Source organism: Bradyrhizobium yuanmingense, from assembly GCF_029167105.1.
Classification (GTDB): domain Bacteria; phylum Pseudomonadota; class Alphaproteobacteria; order Rhizobiales; family Xanthobacteraceae; genus Bradyrhizobium; species Bradyrhizobium yuanmingense_A.
In genome coordinates this window covers 111,475-125,501 of the sequence record NZ_JARFML010000011.1, presented here as the reverse complement: position 1 = coordinate 125,501, position 14,027 = coordinate 111,475, and the positions used below count along the sequence as shown (strand labels likewise).

The following is a 14,027-nucleotide window of genomic DNA, read 5'->3' as shown; positions in this document are numbered from 1 at the left end:
TTTCGAAACGCGACCGACTCGAGAACGCGACTGTTGGTTTACGCGGCGGCTTGCGCGAGCCGGCTTATTTCCTGCGTGACCAGCTCACGATACGGCCCATGGCCCTGCATCAGACGCTCGGGCGAGCCGTCCTCGATGATCTTACCATTCCTCAGCACCACCACACGGTCGAAATTGCGCAGCGTCGCGAGGCGATGGGCGATCGCGATCACGGTGCGGCCGCGCATCAGGCGCGACAGCGCCTCGCGGATCGCCTCTTCGGATTCGCTGTCGAGCGCGGCGGTCGCCTCGTCCAGCAGCAGGATCGGCGCGTCCTTCAGGAAGGCGCGCGCGATCGCGATGCGCTGGCGCTGGCCGCCCGACATCTTGACGCCGCGGTCGCCGACCATGGTGTCGAGCCCCTCCGGCAGGCTCTCGACGAAGTCGCAGCGCGCCGCGATCGCCGCGCGCAGCACCTCGTCGTCGGTCGCGTTCGGGCGGCCATAGCGGATGTTCTCGCGAATGGAGCGATGAAACAAGGAAATGTCCTGCGGCACGACGGAAATCGCCTCGCGCAGGCTCAGCTGCGTCACCTTCGAGATGTCCTGGCCGTCGATGGTGATGCTGCCCTCGTCGACGTCGTAGAACCGCTGCAGCAGCGTGAACAGCGTCGACTTGCCGCCGCCGGACTGGCCGACCAGTCCGACGCGCTGGCCGGGCTGGAGGCGCAGGCTGAAGCGCTCGAAGATCTTGTCGCTGCCGGGATAGCCGAAGGTGACGTTGTTGTACGCGATGGCCGCGCCGCTCTTGACCAGGGGCTCGGCCTCGGGGTGATCGCGGAGCTCGTGCGGCACCAGCAGCGTGGCGATTGCCTCTGTCAGACGCGCGACGTGCTGGGTGACGTCGACCAGCGCCACCGCGAGATCGCGCGTAGCGCTCAGGATGGAGATGCCGAGCGTACAGACCAGCACGACGTCGCCGGTCGTCGCTTGGCCCTTCTGCCAGAGCGAGATCGCCCAGGCCATCAGCGCAATCGTCAAAAGCACGGTGATGACGGCATGCAACAGCCGCAGCTTCTCCAGATAACGCAGGCTGCGGCTGCGCGCGGTCAGCTCCTGGTTCACCGTCGCGTCGAATCGCTCGTGCTCGTGGCTGATGCCGCAGAAGGCGCGCACCAGCGGCATGTTGCTGATGACGTCGATCATCTCGCCGTCGACCAATGCGGCCTTGTCGGCGAAATCGTCATGCAGCGGCTTGCCGGCCGCGGCCAGACGAAACATCGCAACCACCATGCCGCCCGCGATCGCGATCAGGCCGAGCGCCATGTAGGGGCTGACGGTTCCAATCAGGATGATTGCCGCAATTGTGGCAATGCACGGCGGCAACACATTCCAAACGAACATGTTCTCGACGGTGAACACCGCGTTCGAGGTCGCGGTGATGCGGCTCGTCAGCATGCCGGGCATCCGGTCCGAGAAGTAGCTGGGGGCGTGCCCGGTCAGATGACGAAAGATGTCGCGCCGTAAATCGCCCGTGACCCGGACGAAGGTGAAGCTCGCTGTCCAGCTCGCGATCCGCCACAGGAAGTTGTCGGCGGCAATGAGTGACATGAGCAGAATGAATGCCAGCCATACGCCACCGCCATACGAGGGACCGGCGGACAGGGCGTCGACCAGGGCTTTGACGCCATACTGGGTGCCTACGGAGCAGGCAACGGCCCCCACGACCGCGGCCAGGATCACCAAATGCGACGCGAGACGACGCCGGAGATAGCGCAAGACAAAGGCAAATGGCCTGCGCGCGTATCCAGAAAGCTGATCCATATGGCTGTCGCCCCGTTATGCTGATTTTCGTTTCGTTACTGGCCGAGTGAACATCGACCGCTTCGCCTCGGTTCCCGGGCAATCCCATCACGACATGCGGATGCGGACGATCTGCGAAGATCTAGTGGCAGCATCGCGACGCTCCGCCGACGTGTCGAATATGTAACGTTCGGGAGAAGGAACTTCGCAGGTGCGGGAACGTTCCCTCGTCTGGCATTTGCCGGTGCCGTACAGGCGGGGGTTTCAACTTCATGATCGCAGAGGAGATGGTGAGATGCGCATCGCGCAGGTAGCTCCGTTGACGGAGGCTGTTCCACCCAAGCTGTATGGCGGCACCGAGCGGGTGGTGCATTGGTTGACGGAAGAGCTGGTGGCCCTGGGCCATGACGTGACGCTGTTCGCCAGCGGCGACTCGCGGACATCGGCCAAGCTCGATGCATTATGGCCGCGGGCGCTTCGGCTCGACGGTTCCGTGCGCGATCCCAACGCGCTGCACATGGTGCTGCTGGAGCGGGTGCGGCAAAAATGTGACGACGAGGAGTTCGATTTCCTCCACTTCCATCTCGACTATTATCCCTGGTCGTTGTTCCACCGCCAGCCGACCCCGTTCGTGACGACGTTGCACGGCCGGCTCGATCTTCCCGAGCATCAGCCGGTCTTCAACACCTTCACCAAGATGCCGGTCATCTCGATCTCCAATGCGCAGCGGCGGCCGGTGCCGCAGGCGAACTGGGTGACGACGATCCACCACGGCCTGCCGGAGAAGCTGCTGACGCCGAAGCCGGCGAAACAGGAATACCTGGCCGTGCTCGGCCGCATCGCGCCCGAGAAGGGCGTCGATCGCGCCATCAAGATCGCGACCCATTGCGGCATTCCGCTCAAGATCGCGGCCAAGGTCGACCGTGCTGACCAGGATTACTACGACGAGCTGATCCGGCCGATGATCGAGAACAATCCCTTGGTGGAGTTCATCGGCGAGATCAGCGATCACGAAAAATCGGATTTCCTCAGCGGCGCGCTCGGCCTCTTGCTGCCGATCGACTGGCCGGAGCCGTTCGGCCTCGTCATGATCGAGGCCATGGCGTGCGGAACGCCGGTCGTCGCCTTCAACCGCGGCTCGGTGCCGGAGATCATCGACGAGGGCCTCACCGGCTTCATCGTCGAGGATATCATCAGCGCCGCGGGCGTGGTGAACCGGCTTCCGCAACTCGACCGCACCGCGATCCGCAAGCAGTTCGAGACGCGCTTCACCGCGCGGCGCATGGCGCTGGACTACCTCGCCGCCTATCGCAGCCTGACCGAGGCACAGGCACCGCGGATCAAGCTGGTGAGCAGCGCGGAGTAGGAAGGCCACATCTTGCCACAGGCGTCATGGCCGGGCTTGTCCCGGCCATGGTTGTTTGCCCATATCTATCGACTCGTCAGCGAGCGCAGCGAAGCAATCCAGAATTCTGTCCGCGGAGGGATTCTGGATTGCTTCGCTGCGCTCGCAATGACGGAGTATGTGGCGGGCACGGTCCCCTACCCCACCACGGCCCGCTTCGGCTCGACGATTTCGAACATCCTTGGAAACTCGTCCATCAGTCCCATCAGCTCGGCGAGCTTCATCGGATTGCCGGACAGCTCGATCTTGCCGGCCGCGACCGCCTCCGGGAAGCTTGTCAGCTTGGCGATCACCTCATCGAGCGTGGAGCGTTCCAGCGTGAAGCCGGCATCGGCACCTTCCGCCTGCACGCTCTCGGTATAAGTCAACGCGCAATTCTCCAGATTGAGCACGAAGGTTTCGCCGGTGTCGGAAAAGCGCCAGTTCAGGACGATGTGCTTGCCTTCGGACTTCGGGCCGTTGAGGCGGATGCCGAGCACGTCCCAGAGCTGGGAGGTGCGCAGCGCGGCCAGCGTCTCGCGCGGCATCGGCGGGCGTGCCGGCACCTTCGGCATGCCCTGGCGCAATTCCTGTGCGCCGAACAAATAGGCGTTGCGCCAGGTCGCACTTTCGGCGGCGTAGCCGAGCTGCTCCAGCGTGTCGGCCAGCAGCGCCCGCGCTGCCGCATTGTCCGGTTCGGCGAAGACGAGATGGCCGAGCACTTGGGCGACGAAGCGGAACTCACCCTTCTCGAAGTCCGCCGCCGCCCGCGCGAGGATGGCGTCCGCACCGCCCATATATTCGACGTACTTCTTCCCGGACTCCGCCGGCGGCAGCGGGTCAAGATTGACCGGATTGGCGTCGTACCAGCCGAGATATTTCTGGTAGATCGCCTTCACGTTGTGGCGGATGTGGCCGTAATAGCCGCGGCCGTGCCAGGCGGCCTCCAGGCTCTTCGGCAGCCGGATCGTTTCGGCAATCTCGGCGGCGTTCAGACCGTGGTTCATCAGCCGGATGGTCTGGTCATGCGCGAACTTGTAGAGATCGCGCTGCTGCCGGATCATCATGCCGATCCGCTCGCGTCCCCACACCGGCCAGTGGTGCTGGCCGCACATCGCCTCGGCCTTGCCGTCCCAGAGCCGCAGCGCCTCGCCGAGATACTTGGACCAGGCCAGCGCGTCGCGTACGTCGGCGCCGCGGAACGGCAAGAGATTGTGGAAATTGTGGGTGCAGTTCTCGGCGAGGTTCAGAAGCTTGTAACGCGGGATGAAGAAGTGCATCTCCGCCGGCGCCTCGCTGTTCGGTGCCATCTGAAATTCGAACGCGACGCCGTCGATCACGCGCGTATCGCCGGTCGCCATGATCACGTCCGTCGGGCGCAGCAGCGCGACCGAGCCTGCCGCCATCGACTTGCCGAGCCCGCAATCAACCTGCCCCCTTGGCCCCTTCGCGAGCAGCGGTCCGAACTGGTATTGCGCCCGGCGCAGCATCGCAGGTCCCGCGATGATGTTCTCGGAGACGGCGTGCTCCATGAACAGGTTCGGCGCGATGATCGGCACGCTGCCGGCGGCGAGCGCATCCTGCTCCAGCACGCCGCGCGCGCCGCCCCAATGGTCGGTGTGGGTGTGGGTGAAAATGATCGCCGCGACCGGCCGCGTGCCGCGGTGTCTGAAGTAGAGATCGAGCGCGGCGCGCGCCCCCTCGATCGAGGTCAGGGTGTCGACGACAATGACGCCGCTGTCGCCCTCGATCAGCGTCATGTTGGCGATGTCGAGCCCGCGAACCTGGTAGACGCCGGGCACCACCTCGAACAGGCCGTGCTGCATGTTGAGCCGCGCCTGCCGCCACAGACTCGGATTGACGGTCGGCGGCGCCTGGTCTTCTGCGAGAAAACCATAAGGCGCGAGACTCCAGACGGTCCGCCCTTGCGGGTTCGTGATTTCGGCGTTCTCGATCGTGCCGAGGAAGCCGCGCGCGGCGTCGTCGAAGTCCCGTGTGTCGGAAAACGGCAACGCGCTCAGCATGGAATCATGCTGCGCGATGACGGAGGCCGTCGCATCCTTCGGCTCAATGCTGCGTTCGGTCATGCTTGCTCCTCCCGGGACGGTATTCTCTTCCCTTCTCCCCTTGTGGGAGAAGGTGGCGTGAAGCGCCGGATGAGGGGTTCTTTCCATTCGCAAAACCGTTCGTGAGGAGAGAGACCCCTCACCCGGCTTCGCTGCGCGAAGCCACCCTCTCCCACAGGGGGAGAGGGTACACCGCTCGCCCCGCTACATCCCCAGCATGCGCGGCAGCCACAGCGACAGGCCGGGCCAGTAGGTCACCACCACGAGGAAGCCCAGCATCGTCAGCAGCCACGGCCACACCGCGATCGTGAGCTCGGTGATCCCCATCTTGGCGATGCCCGAAGCGACGTAGAGATTGAGGCCGACCGGCGGATGGCACAGGCCGACCTCCATGTTGACCGTCATCAGGATGCCGAAATGAATCGGGTCGATGCCGAGCTTGACCGCGACCGGAAACAGGATCGGCGCCATGATCAGGATGATCGAGGACGGCTCCATCACGTTGCCCGCGAGCAGCAGCAGGACGTTGACGAGCAGCAGGAAGCCGATCCATCCCAGGCCTTGGTCGATCATCCATTGCGCCAGCGCCTGCGGCACGTTCTCGTAGGTCATCAGGAACGAGAACAGCACGGCATTGGTGATGATGTAGAGCAGCATCGCCGAAAGGTTGGCCGACGACAGCAGCACGCGCGGCACGTCGCGCAGCTTCAGGTCCTTGTAGATGAACACCGCGACGATGAAGGCGTAGACCGCGCTGACGGCGGCCGCTTCAGTCGGCGTGAACAGGCCGCTGTAGATGCCGCCGATCACGATCACGATCAGGAGGATGCCCCAGATCGACTTGCGGAACGCATCGAGACGCTCCATGAAGGTCGCCTTCGGCATCCGCGGATAGTCATTGCGCCAGGCGCGATAGAACGTCGTCATGCCGAGCAGCGTGGCGAGCGCAAGCCCCGGCACGATGCCGGCGATGAAGAGCTTGCCCACCGAGCTGTTGGTGGAGACGGCGTAGAGCACCATCGGGATCGATGGCGGAATCAGAATGCCGAGCGAGCCCGACGTCGTGATCACGCCGGCGCCGAACCGCTTCGGAAAGCCTTGCGCGACCATCGCGGGCAGGATCACCGAGCCGATCGCCACCACGGTCGCCGGCGAGGAGCCGGAGATCGCGGCGAACAGCGCGCAGGCGACCACGCCCGACAGCGCGAGCCCGCCGTACCAATGGCCGACCAGCGAGGTTGCGAAGGTGATCATCCGCCGCGCCACGCCGCCATGAGTGAGGAAGTTGCCGGCCAGAATGAAGAACGGGATCGCCATGATCTCGAAATTCTCGATGCCGGTGAACAGCTTCAGCGCTACCGATTCGGTTCGCACGTCGGTCAGCGTGAACATGAAGCTGAGCACGGTCAGACCCAGCGCAATCGAGATCGGCATGCCCGTCAGCATCAGGGAGATCAGCAGCGCGAACACGATGAAGACGCGCAGGCCCTGCGGCAAGGTGATGACATGGGCCGCATGCGCGAAGCACAGCGCGACGATCAGGACCGGCAGCAGCATCAGGATCCAGCCGAGCGGGCTGCGCTCGTCCCGGACCACCTGGGTGGGCGTGACCGGCGCCGGATGCACCGGATCCGCCTCGACGCCCTCGACGCCCGCCATATCGTGATGCGGCAGCTCCCCGGTGCGGTAGAACGACCAGGCGACCTGCAGGAAGCGGAAGCACATCAGGGCGGAGCCGAGCGGGATGGTGAGATACACCATCCACATCGGCGCTTCCAAATCGTTGGACTGTTGGCCGCTGTGCCACATGTGGCTGACGAAGGCGGCACCGAAATAGCCCACGATGGCTGTGAACAGCGCGCCGCACAGCAGGCCGAAAGTGATGATGCGGCGGCGCGAGCCGCCGGGCAGGATGTTGACCAGCACGTCGACGCCGACATGGATGCCGGTCCGCACGCCATAGGCGGCGCCGAACTTCGCCATCCAGATGAACATGTAGATGCAGAGCTCCTGCGCCCATGACAAATCGAGCGCGGCAAGCCAGGCGAACGTCGCGCGCGCGGGCACGGCGAGGAAGGCCAGGTTGCGGGCTTCCGCCCATTTGGCAATGTCGATCGACAGCCCGGCGCCGTAGCGGTGCAGCACCGCGACGAAGATGAGCGACGTCGCAGCCGCGATCATCGTCGCGATCAGCCATTCCTCGAGATGATCGAGAAAACGATTCAGCACACGCAGCAACTTGTGTCCCCCCGATTGGATCATTCAAGCGCAACGGCCGGGAGCGCGATGGCTTCCGACCGTCGGTATTGTTGTTATTGGGCCGCAGCCGTCGGTAACAACGAGAGCTAAGCGCTGCCAAGCTAACGTGGCGACCGCCGGATGCGCAAGCCGGCATCCGCGCGAGTCCAAGGCAACGCGTGCTATGCCGCGTTGCGGCAGCGCCGTCAGCCCTTGCGCTGGGCGACCATGAACAGGCGCCGGAACGGGAACAGCGTCTGCCCCGCCGCATTCTTCGGATAGGCCTTTGCGACGCGCATGCCGTAGGCGGCTTCGAACGCGGCCTTCTCCTCGCCTTGGAGCACGTCGAGATAGCGCGTCAGCCAGGTGCCCTTGGTCCATTCCTTCACGGGATTGTCGCCTTCGAGCACCTGCAGATATTCGGTCTCCCAGATGTCGATGTTGGCCGACAGCGGCGCGAGCAGATCGTGATAGAAGGCCGGCCCTTCCACCGGCGGCGGGGTGACGAGATGCTCCACCTTGGACCGCCATGGCCCATCGAGCGCGGTCTCGCCGATCAGCACATGCGAAGGCGCGAGGAAATTGCGCGGCATCTGCACCGCGAGCATGCCTCCCGGCGTCACCTTCTCCATCAGCGACGGAAACAGTGCCGCATGATCGGGCAGCCAGTGCAGTGCGGCATTGGAATAGATCAGATCGTACTGCCCGGCGGGACTCCAATGGCCGAGATCCTCATGTGACCAATCCACGTCGGGCGCAGCCTTGCGTCCTGCGGCGACCATCTCGGCCGAGCCCTCGATGCCGGTCACACGTGCCTCCGGCCAGCGCTCCCTGATCAACTTCGTGACGTTGCCGGCGCCGGCCCCGAGATCGGCGATCGCGCGCGGGGCAAAATCGGGAATCCGCATCAACAGGTCGACGGCGGGCCGGAGCCGATGGCCGGAGAACTTCAGATATTGCTGCGGATCCCAGACCATGCTTCGAGCCCTTTTCTTTCTTCGCCCAGGCTCTTGGTTACCACTGCTCGTTCTGATCGGGCAATCGCAAGCCCACGGCACAGGAGGCGACATGTTCTGCTCGCTGCGCATCCGGCCCCGTTGCCGCCGGACCTCACGGCTTGACGTAGCTCCAGCCCTGTTCCTGCAGCTCCATGACGCGGACGACACCCGATTTGACCACCGTCGCCTGCGGAATCAGATTGATGTCCTTGTTCTCCGCCTTGCGCATGTTGTCCTGGGTGTTGCCGCAGGCCTTGAAGGAGATTTCGGGATTGCTCATCGCGAGCACCTCGATGCGTGGCTTCACCGGCGAGGTGTCGTCGCGGAGCATGTGAAGCCCGGGACCAAAGGTGACAATCTCGATCGACACCGGTTCACCGAGGTCGCGGTAATATTGCGCGACGTTGGTGGCATTGTTGAGGGTGAGATTCATCATCGCAGGTTCGTTGGCGTTGACCTGCAGGATCAGTCGGTGCGGCTGCTTCGCAGTCCCGGTTTTTGTCGCCTGGGCCACCCCCGTCTCGTTCGCAGCCGTCTGCTTGGTCGCGTGACCCTGCCCCGGTTTGCTCGCCTGCTTCTGTCTGACGGAATGCTTCGGATAGCTCGCCTGGCTCTTCGCGGTTGACTGCGGAATCAGCAGGTTGTCCTGCTGCGCCTGCGCGCTCGGTCCGACCAGAAACAGCATCGCAAAGCCGCTGATGACTGCCGTCGCCAACTTCAGATTGATCATCTCGTGTCTCCCGTTCCCTGACCATCACCTTCCTGGTCTGGCGACGCTATGTGGCCATTTGCACGCAGCCGCCATTCTCTTACGCACCTTCTCGAATCCGCCGAGCAGGAATTGTCCGTCTTGCACCTGACCGGTGCGGGCGAAAAGGCGCACGACGATGTGACCGTCCTCGGGTAGCGCGTTCAGCAACTTTACGACGTCGCCCCCGAAAGCAACGCCGGAGCCGAATGACGGCGATGCTGCCGCGAGTTGCATCGGCGTGTCCGCATTCAGCCGAAAGGAGATGACGTATTCGTTGGCGCTCCGTGAAAGCGCCGGTCCGGCGACCGTGACTTCCGTGCGGCCTTTGCGGCAGTGGATTGAGAGCTGCATCGGGGCTCCATCCGAGCCGCCAACCGAAAAGGTGGTGGCGGTGACGATCGGCGAATAATCGACCGGGGAGGTGGTCTCGCTGATCAGCCAGCCGCCGTCTGACGCCCGCCGCCCGGGCGGCGGAATCTTACGTGACAGATCTTGCAGGCATTCCAGCCGGCCCTGCCCTTCCATCGCCGAACAAGTCCGAAGTGATTCGACGGCATCGCCCGTGTCTTGCGCGTAAACGATTCCGCAGGCTACGTTCAAGGCGACGGCGAACGGAGGAACGGCACTCTTCATGGCCTCGCCTGTACGCTGCGGGCCTTGCGATCCAGCCAGTCCTGCGCAGCCGGGAAGCGGGCGAGCCCGGGGACGGACGCCGCGAGATTGATGGACTGCCATTTCGGATCGAAGCCTGGTGCCTGCAGGCGGTCAATCCGGGAGAACAGGTACTCGACGAGGCGCGCTACGCGTTGATAGCGATTTGAGCGTGGCGGCCAGTTGAATGCAACGAGAGCCGTCGGCACGGCAAGAGTCGACACCCGCTCACCTTGTTGAATCAGATTGGGATACTCGTTGGCGTTCAAGGTCGCCGGCAGATAATAGTCCTCGAACTTCCTGTCGTAATGGACCGGCAGGAACTTGAATCCAGCTTCCCAGCGGCCCCGTACGAAGGCGTCCACGGGTTTCGACGTGATGAACACGACGGCCGACATCTCCCCCTTGCGCATCTGTTCCAGGGCAAGCTGATGCGGAATGAACGTCTTGTCGACGTCGATGCCGAGGCGGCTGAAGATCAGCGGTCCGGAATAGGCGGCTGCGGTGCCCTGGGTATTGAAGTTCACCTTCTTGCCGGCAAGGTCCTGCAGGCTCGTGATCTCCGGCCGCACGAAGATGTGCAACTCGGACGGAAACAGATTGAGCAGGTAGGTGATGCGGCTTTGGATCTGCGGAACCTGAAGCTTGTACTCCTCGAGCGCGTCGGAATTGATGATCGCGGTATCGACACCACGCAAATAAAGCAGCGCATTCAGATTGTCGGTGGCGCCCCGGGTGACGATCGGCAGGAGATGCAGCTCTGCTCCGTCGTCGACGACGCGGGCCATTTCTGCCGCGAGGCGGATCGGCGCGCCCTCGAGCAGGCCGCCGGCGAGCCCGACGGTCCAGGCGTTCATCCGGCCCTTTTCGCTCTCCTGAGGGAGCGGCCGTCGGAGCATTTGTGCATCGGCCTTGGCGGATCTTGCGGTTTGTGCCTCCAGGCAAGCCGGTTGAAGCAGCACGGCAATGGGCACCAGCGCGGCGAGCAGGAGCGACGCGAGCGACCTTGGCAGCTTGTTCATGTCGTTCCTTTCCGGATTGCCCACCGCACACCACTCGTCCAAGCATGAATGCAAGCCCCACTCTCAGCGATGCAATGCATCCAGTCGTTCCTTGGCTCCGCGAATGCCGCTTCTCTGTGCCTTCGCGTAGAGCTCGCGCGCCTTGGCCGCCTCGCCGCGCGTTCCATAGGCACCCCAAGCCGACAGAACCGCGGGATCATATGTCTCCGCGAGCATGAAGGTTGCCTGCGCACTGTTCTTCTCAGCAGCGAGCTCGAGCACAATCCGCGCCGCACCGATATTGCCCTGATCGAGCAACGCTCTGGCACGCGGGATCAATCGGGCCTCCACCTCGTCCTGGCCTGGACTCGTCGGCGGCTCCGCTGCCGTCACGTTCTGCGCCGTCGACAAGATCGGGCCGTCGTTTCTTTGCGCCGCCGAGACGCGCTGATCGGTAAGGCGCGATACCGAGGCGATCTCTCTCTCCCTGGCTTCAGTCCTGCTCCGCTCCCGTTCCAGCGACTGTCGCAGTTCGGCGATCTCCCGGTTCGCTGCCTGTCTCTGCTGCGAGGCTGCATCGTTCGCCTCGCGCAGATGCCCGTTCAGGGATTCGATGTCGCCGCGCGTTTGCGCAAGCTTGCTCTCCAGCGCGGCAACATGAGCCTGTGCCTCTTCGAGGGCACGGCGTTGTTGCTCGGCGTTCGCCGTTGCCGATCGCGCGGCGTCCTCCTTTTGTGCGAGGGCTGTGTTCCTTTCGCGCTCCTGCTGCAAGGACTGCCGCAATTCCGCGATCTCCCCGCCCGCCGCCTCGCTTTGCTCCGCCGTCGCACCGTCGGCCGTAGCCGATCCGCGAGTCATGCCGGCAAGCTCGCTCGCGAGGGCTGCGGCGCGTGACTGCGCCTCGTAGCGTTCTTGCTCAGCGCTTGCCGCTGTCGCCTGCGCGGCGCTCACTCGCTTCGCCAGGACGGCGCTTTTTTCCCGCTCCTGCTGCAGGGACTGCCGCAGTTCAGCGATCTCCCACGCCGCCGCATCCCTCTGCTGCGCGGCCAACTCGTCCGCCTCGCGCGCCTGCGCGATACGAGCCTCTATTTCGCGGCGGGTTCCGGCAAGTTCGTCCGCGAAGGCGGCGCTGCGGGCTTGCTCGTTTTGAAGAGACTGCCGCAGCTGCTCCGCGGCAGTTTCCGCTGCATGCGTGCGCTGGACCGCCTCTTCGAGCTCCCTGCGCGCGCCGGCCAGTTCACCGGAGAGCGCGTCACTGCGCTCGTCGGCATCGAGCCGTTGTGGCGGGCCCGCAGTGCTTGCGGAGACCGCCTGAATCGGAGCCTCGGACGTTTCGCTCTGAAGGAGTGCTGGCGATCCAGTCGCGATGTCAGGCCGCTGGTCGAGGCCGGCGGCGCTCCCGCCGTCGATTCGAATCATTTCGGCAGTCGGTTGTGCCTTGAACGGGTCGAAAGCACCGAGCAGGGCTACCCCAGCGAAGATAAGGGGTACCAGAACGACAGCTGAAATGAGCGAACTACCCGTCTCCTCCGGATCGATATTCTCGGTCTCACCACACCAAGGAGTCCGTGAAGAGTAGAGCGCTGAGCCGTCCTTTGCGGCCCATCTGCCCGTCTCGGGCAACCCGTGACCGAGCTCGACGGCCTCCGCCGCATCATCTATCCGGGTGTTTTCTCGACCCTTGGCTGCCGTATCGATGGATCGGCGCATGTATCACGCCTCTCTCAAGAGCAACTCCAATGGAGCGATCGCCCAGCTTGTTCGCATGATTTCGGAACTCGATCAGAACACGCGCAGATGATGATATTTTGCGACGCTGCAAGATGCTCAAATTAAATATAATAATTAAATCAATTTCATATAATTTCAACTATATTCAAAAGTCAAATTAAATATGCTCGCCGCAGGCCGTTACACAGCTGATACATCGCATGGAATATAGGCTGGCGCCCCGAATCTGCGTATCTGACCACGTTCTCGTCGCGTCTCGGAATCGAGGAGTGACCATGCGCATTGCATTGCCGTATTTGGGAATCGTCGTCTGTTTGTCTGTTGCCAGCTGGTTGGTGCTCGGGCTTATGCTCTAGCAGCGGTTTTCCGCAAGGAACTCGGAATCGACTTGGGCGGTCGCGCAAAATCACCGATCCAACGACGCTTTGATCTTGGCGTGTCCCGATCGCGTCGGCGACGTCCCTGCCGCGCGTGTCGTCCAAATTTCACATCCTGTGAATGAACCTGTGCTATGGTCATCAACACCCATAGGTTTAAGTCCATTCTTTTTTTCGCCCAGTTGATCATTTCCAGACATTCACTGTTTAGGGCGCTTCATGAGTACTCGTGGTCAGTGCGACCGTATTGCGGTTCTGCGTCAGCGCGTTTTGTCGCTCAGCTCTCAACTGACAGAGCTTCAGAACCTTCGTACCCGGCTGGAGAAGGCCGAGGAAAGACGAATCCGCAGACGTTCAAAAGTCACTGGTACCTTGGCGAGGCGGCGTCGATCTTGGCAGTAGGCGCGTCGACAGCCCAAGCACGTTGACGTCCTGCCAGTGTTTTGCCCGACGGGTCAACTTGATCGCGGCCGCAAAAGCCGTCGCGACACAAGGTTGCACCCGATGTCGTCGTTCGCCGCACCGGCGGTCACGCCCGGACAAAAGCGTGGTCCGCGTGGCGTCCGGCGGTGAGGCGCTGGCATTCGCCGGCGATGCCGTGTTTGCCGTCGGGTTCGACCAACCCGAATGGCACAACGGCTTCGAGCACGACCCAGAGGAGGCGGCGCGCGTTCGGATCCGGCTGTTGCGGGAGATCGCGCAGAGCGGCGAGCTGCTGGCGGCCACGCACATGCCGTTCTCCCATCGGTCGGTCACGTCGCGGCCGCCGGCGATGCCTTCCGCTGGGTCCCGGTGTTCTGGGACTACTGACCGGCAAGAACCGGCTGAACTGGAGCGCTTCGACGGATGATCAAGCGCCCTTCGGTTCGGGTTCGGCACTACGCCGCGGCCGGGCCTCATCACCTGGCAAAAGGAAACCGGCGTGTTCGAGGCCGTAACCGGAACAGACATGTGTCCGAGCTCTCGCCTTCGTCACGTCTACCGCCTGGGAACGACCGAAGGCTTTAGCAGTGGCACCAGCAGCTTCGTGCTCGTCCGCGTGGATGTCA

General features: G+C 63.5%; 9 protein-coding genes and 2 pseudogenes. 2 read left to right on the top strand and 9 right to left on the bottom strand.

From position 1 onward, the window contains the following. Positions 1–38: 38 nt before the first annotated feature. Complete coding sequence (locus tag P0R31_RS16580; RefSeq protein WP_275514941.1) at positions 39–1,802, bottom strand: ABC transporter ATP-binding protein; 1,764 nt, start codon at positions 1,800–1,802, stop codon at positions 39–41. A gap of 274 nt (positions 1,803–2,076) precedes the next feature. Here P0R31_RS16580 and P0R31_RS16575 point away from each other — a divergent pair, with 274 nt between their 5' ends. Further along, entirely contained in the window at positions 2,077–3,147 is a 1,071-nt protein-coding gene (locus P0R31_RS16575; protein WP_275514940.1) for a glycosyltransferase family 4 protein, read from the top strand. 176 nt (positions 3,148–3,323) lie between these two features. Here P0R31_RS16575 and P0R31_RS16570 read toward each other — a convergent pair whose 3' ends face one another. The 8 genes and pseudogenes from P0R31_RS16570 to P0R31_RS16540 form a co-directional block, all read right to left on the bottom strand. Further along, on the bottom strand, positions 3,324–5,252 hold the full coding sequence (locus P0R31_RS16570) for an alkyl/aryl-sulfatase (RefSeq protein ID WP_275514939.1): 1,929 nt from the start codon (positions 5,250–5,252) through the stop codon (positions 3,324–3,326). A gap of 183 nt (positions 5,253–5,435) precedes the next feature. Further along, positions 5,436–6,716, bottom strand: coding sequence for a TRAP transporter large permease (locus tag P0R31_RS40865; protein WP_343299324.1), 1,281 nt, complete (start codon positions 6,714–6,716; stop codon positions 5,436–5,438). 219 nt (positions 6,717–6,935) lie between these two features. Continuing rightward, a pseudogene (locus P0R31_RS40860) lies at positions 6,936–7,412 on the bottom strand (TRAP transporter small permease); the annotation flags it as partial. Between the two features lie 263 nt (positions 7,413–7,675). Continuing rightward, positions 7,676–8,446 carry a methyltransferase domain-containing protein gene (locus tag P0R31_RS16560; protein ID WP_275514938.1) on the bottom strand — a complete coding sequence of 257 codons (771 nt, stop codon included), beginning with the start codon at positions 8,444–8,446 and terminating at the stop codon, positions 7,676–7,678. A gap of 133 nt (positions 8,447–8,579) precedes the next feature. After that, on the bottom strand, positions 8,580–9,197 hold the full coding sequence (locus P0R31_RS16555; RefSeq protein WP_275514937.1) for a hypothetical protein: 618 nt from the start codon (positions 9,195–9,197) through the stop codon (positions 8,580–8,582). 24 nt (positions 9,198–9,221) lie between these two features. After that, positions 9,222–9,851 carry a hypothetical protein gene (locus tag P0R31_RS16550; protein WP_275514936.1) on the bottom strand — a complete coding sequence of 210 codons (630 nt, stop codon included), beginning with the start codon at positions 9,849–9,851 and terminating at the stop codon, positions 9,222–9,224. Next, complete coding sequence (locus P0R31_RS16545) at positions 9,848–10,891, bottom strand: TAXI family TRAP transporter solute-binding subunit (protein ID WP_275514935.1); 1,044 nt, start codon at positions 10,889–10,891, stop codon at positions 9,848–9,850. The genes P0R31_RS16550 and P0R31_RS16545 overlap by 4 nt, the downstream gene beginning before the upstream one ends. 63 nt (positions 10,892–10,954) lie before the next feature. Beyond that, entirely contained in the window at positions 10,955–12,580 is a 1,626-nt protein-coding gene (locus P0R31_RS16540) for a hypothetical protein (RefSeq protein ID WP_275514934.1), read from the bottom strand. A gap of 886 nt (positions 12,581–13,466) precedes the next feature. Between P0R31_RS16540 and P0R31_RS16535 the strand changes: the two are divergent. After that, a pseudogene (locus P0R31_RS16535) lies at positions 13,467–13,788 on the top strand (MBL fold metallo-hydrolase); the annotation flags it as partial. Positions 13,789–14,027: the final 239 nt, after the last annotated feature.